5 protein-coding genes and 1 pseudogene are annotated in these 4,103 nt (G+C 42.7%); 5 read left to right on the top strand and 1 reads right to left on the bottom strand.

Translation table 11 applies throughout. From position 1 onward, the window contains the following. The 3 genes from JG50_RS20345 to JG50_RS0116590 all read left to right on the top strand — a co-directional run. A partial coding sequence (locus JG50_RS20345) for a hypothetical protein (RefSeq protein WP_033102238.1) occupies positions 1-349 on the top strand: 349 nt, incomplete at its 5' end. Further along, positions 333-1,289, top strand: coding sequence for a hypothetical protein (locus tag JG50_RS0116595; protein WP_033102237.1), 957 nt, complete (start codon positions 333-335; stop codon positions 1,287-1,289). The genes JG50_RS20345 and JG50_RS0116595, both read left to right, overlap by 17 nt. A gap of 398 nt (positions 1,290-1,687) precedes the next feature. Next, the gene (locus JG50_RS0116590; protein WP_033102236.1) at positions 1,688-1,912 is read left to right on the top strand and encodes a hypothetical protein; all 225 of its coding nucleotides are present in this window, start codon (positions 1,688-1,690) and stop codon (positions 1,910-1,912) included. Between the two features lie 263 nt (positions 1,913-2,175). On the opposite strand, the gene JG50_RS0116585 is transcribed toward JG50_RS0116590, so the two are convergent. Then, entirely contained in the window at positions 2,176-2,901 is a 726-nt protein-coding gene (locus tag JG50_RS0116585; RefSeq protein WP_052154433.1) for a thermonuclease family protein, read from the bottom strand. A 44-nt stretch (positions 2,902-2,945) separates the two neighbouring features. On the opposite strand from JG50_RS0116585, the pseudogene JG50_RS0116580 reads away from it, so the two are divergent. Continuing rightward, positions 2,946-3,638: pseudogene (locus tag JG50_RS0116580) on the top strand (Tn3 family transposase); the annotation flags it as partial. Between the two features lie 234 nt (positions 3,639-3,872). Then, on the top strand, positions 3,873-4,103 hold a 231-nt coding region (locus tag JG50_RS0116575), incomplete at its 3' end, for a phage integrase N-terminal SAM-like domain-containing protein (RefSeq protein WP_033099956.1).

The raw sequence follows: 4,103 nt of genomic DNA, 5'->3' as shown, positions 1-4,103 counted from the left end.
CTCCGACAGAAAGCCTGCCACAAGAAAGCCCACTTACTATGGCCCTCAAGAAGAGCGTCAGGCCAAAGAAGAAAGAGAGGCATTCCAGAAAGCTCTACAGGAATTTGGACTTCGCTGGATGCAAAGGGACTGCTTATCTGTTGAAGAGGTTCAGAAACAGATTGATGCATATCGGGAAAAGCTATGGAACCTGGATAGGAATGCGATGTTGTGGGGAGAGAATCATCAACAATCCCCGACAGATCAGATAAAAGATGAACATCAACAAGCGAAAGAATCTAATAACAGTGAAATAGACCCATGGATGATCGCTAATAAAGAGGAGGATGAAGATGACAGTTATCGATGATGTGTTAAAAAACTTGAGCCTGACAAGAAGTGAAGAGCTTTTAGGATGTGTCTATTTCGGGCGTATGATTGCCCCCCATCAAGTTGCGCGCTTGATGGGGGTTGGAAATGACTATATCCTTCAGCTCAAAAAAGATCTCAATAAAAAGGGTAAAATGATTCTTTCTCATCAAGCCGGTCGCCGTAGCCGAACCAGCATGATTTTCCCAGAACACTACAAAACCGGGCCCCGTATGTACGAATTAGGACCTTCTGGTAAACCCATTGTGGAAGGGATTATTGGAAGGAAAATTAACTATACTCCCCTTACAGGTAATCAAAAGTCGCATTATTATGGTATCAACGATATTCTTGTGCGGACACTCGATTGCCTGATTGAACGAGAATACCGACGCCTGAAAAATGATTTGCTGGAGGACAAGAAAACGGCATTGGCTCGCGCTCATGCGCTGGAAAAGGTTCAATGGTTTAATACTCAAGAGACAAGTGAAATCATTTACGGCTTATGGGAGCCGCACTTAAATTTATTGAAGTCGAAAGAAGACCAAGCGAAGGTAATCAGCAGCTTGGTTTTCCCTGATGCACGTCTGGCTATTGAAGACCAAGCATATTGGATCGAGTACGATAACTTAACTGAAAATATCAAGCCAGATCCGAATCGCCCGAAAGCCCTGGAAAATCCAAATCAGACGTACATCTGGGATAAGATGATCAAATATATCAATACCATGGGACCGATCGGGAACACCGATGTGGTCATTTGGATCATTCCCAGTGAGACACGCAGGCAGAACATAGAACAGTGTTGGGAGGAGGTGAAAAACTCAGCCTACATTCAAAAAAAACGCCAGCAAGTGGAGGAAATGGGGCGGAAATTCTTTTTTCCAACTATGTACTTTTTCACTCCTGGACAGGAGCAAAATTTTTTTCATAAAAGCTGAGGTGGATCACTCCCCTCAGTTTTTTATATACTGAAAATTTGTTAATATACTACATATGAATATACATTTGATAATCATTTTCAATACATGTTGATTACATATGACCATATATATGACCGTACATATGTAGCTACATGTAGTTTTTCTAAAAATGGTTTTAAACTGCTTATTCTCTATGGTTTCGCCGTGGATCAACCTTCTCGAACTTGATACGATAAGACGTCATCTTATCGTCCTCCTACTCTCGCCACTGCTCCCTCCGTCGTCCTCAGCTGCCGTTTATCGTGCCTTATCGTGATGAAGTAGTGGGCTAGACATTTTTTGAAGGGATTTATTGATCAGAAACGAATATCTTTGGCTATGAATGTAACATTTTATGACGGAAAGGTTGATAGAGCGTGTTTTCAATGATTCTTGATGTAATAGTTACAGTCGGTATACTTTTGCTCCATGTTTTAGTTGCAGCAATCTTTCTTTTTGGTGGATTACGCCTTGTGAAGAAAGGAAAAATGCGTGGTTTTTTTGGTATTTTTGCGGGAATAGTCCTTATGCATGCAGTTTTTATGGTATCGTATGGAAAATTTGTTGCCGGGATGAATTACATTAATATGCTAATATATTAGGGGTGAGGTAGCATCCGGCGAATTTGGTGCCATCTACCCTACTTGTGGAAATTGTGAAAAACCTGTGGAAAAATAATAAATTTATTTTCGTTTCCGTGGTGGTTGCAAAAAAATATGTTTTTTGGTAAATTGGTTGCACTTTTGAGATATATGCGACAGATGATGAAGGCTTTAAGTATAGAGAAATTTAAGAAAGAGGCGGTTTAAACAGCCTCTTTCCTGCTTCTTTTAGAATCGGGCTCAAAGGATAATACTTTTTCACGCTAATGAGGAAGGCTTTCACATGCCTTACCGTCATGATCGCCATCGAGTTTGTATGGGTCACTGGGGCCGGCTTTTTCAAAAAAGGCTTGTGCTTCTTGTTGCGTTTTAAAATCACTACAGTCTTTATCTGGCATATTTGGATGTGGTTCGCCTACCGTTATCAATGGAACGGAATGGCCAGAGGTATTAGTTGACTTGCACCATTTGTCCGGATGGTAGCCGTCTTTTTGTGCATATTCTGGACATTGCCAGATTCCAATATGCTTTTCTTTGGCTATCTCCTCCGCTTTTCGGTAATCGGACAGGTGTTTTTTCGATTCATATATGTAGCCGACGCGTGCCAATCCGGCTTTCAATAAGGCTTCCTGCACACTTTGACCGTCCGCGTAAACATAGGCAAGAATTCGATCATATTTATCGCGTTTCTCAACATCAAATTCCAGGCTAATCTGTTGGGCATGAGTCAGCATCTGGTTTGTGAATTGGGCAGCTTCTTCTCCCAAGGGTTGTTTACCAAGTTTGGGATGATGGGTTTCGGGGGTGTCTATTAGTAAAAAGCGCACTGTTTCAGTTTTTCCGTTCAATTTGACTTTGGCAGTGTCTCCATCAACGTCTTTGACCAACTGAACATTCGTAAAATTAGCGGTTGGCTTTGTCGGAGCTGCTTGCGAATTGCAACCAATTAACAGTAAAGAAACGACAAAGGCTGAAAGAATTCGTTTCAAGGCGGTTCCTCTCTTTCTGTATTTTCCTTCTAATATAATATACCTTATTAGGATTTCGTTTTGCTCCACGTATCCGCGATCTTGGCGACAAGCGGATGTATACGTTCGGGAAGCCGACAGAATACCCAGAGTTGGCTCCTCTGCTGGGTGGCCGAGTTAATGTAAAGAAGATCCGCGATCACTGGGATGATATTCTTCGTCTTACAACGTCGATTAAGCGCGGAACTGTACCCGCTTCCTTAATTCTTCGGAAGCTGGGAGCTTATCCGCGACAAAATGGATTAGCCTGGGGACTCCGTGAAGTCGGTCGAATTGAGAAGACGTTATTCACGATGGAATGGTTGCAAAGCCCCGAGCTCCGACGGCGGGTCCAGGTCGGCTTAAACAAAGGGGAAGCAGAAAACGCCCTTAAACGTGCAGTATTCTTCAATCGATTAGGAGAAGTGCGCGATCGGTCCTATGAAGATCAACTTTACCGGGCCAGCGGACTTCATCTAATCGTGGCTGCGATTGTCCTATGGAATACGGTCTACTTATCCCGTGCAGTGGACACACTCCGATCACTAGGAATGGAAATTTCAGAAGAGTACCTACAACACCTTTCTCCGTTGGGTTGGGAACATATTACCTTGACCGGTGACTATGTCTGGAATCTTAAACAAAGGATCGACTTCAACAACCTTCGTCCCTTGAGGGAAAAGATCGTGTTACTGAAAAGCTCAGCGAAAAATGAATAAGTTCAAAAAATAAAACCGGCTAACCCTTAGCGTACGGGTTTCCGGTTGATTTGTGTCGAAAATGTGTCTTATCGTACGTTTTACCCGAAATGATACAGTGGCCCCTAAAAGAAATGAACCGATTTCTGTTTTAGATCGGTTCATTTTCCATTTACTGGGGAGATGGCACTAAAATCGGTCGATGCTTGAAAAATTGTTCCGAGAATACAAATCAACGGGAGGCGATCCATCCCCATGTTCATTAACGAGTTCAAAGACTGGCTTTTGGAAGATGGTAGATCGAAGGAAACCCTACGGTCTTATGAAGCGACACTAAAGGATCTCATTTCTTGGTACGAAGAAACCGTAGGTGATGAATTTGACCCTCGTGAGATTAGCTCAAAGGACTTACAAGATTACCGTAGCTTTTTGGAGACAGTCCGAAAGCAAAAGCCGACCACAGTAAACAAAAAGGTGGCAGCATTA

The organism is Thermoactinomyces daqus (assembly GCF_000763315.1).
GTDB lineage: Bacteria > Bacillota > Bacilli > Thermoactinomycetales > Thermoactinomycetaceae > Thermoactinomyces_A > Thermoactinomyces_A daqus.
The sequence above is the reverse complement of the archived record's forward strand: the minus strand, read 5'-3'. Positions and strand labels throughout refer to the sequence as shown.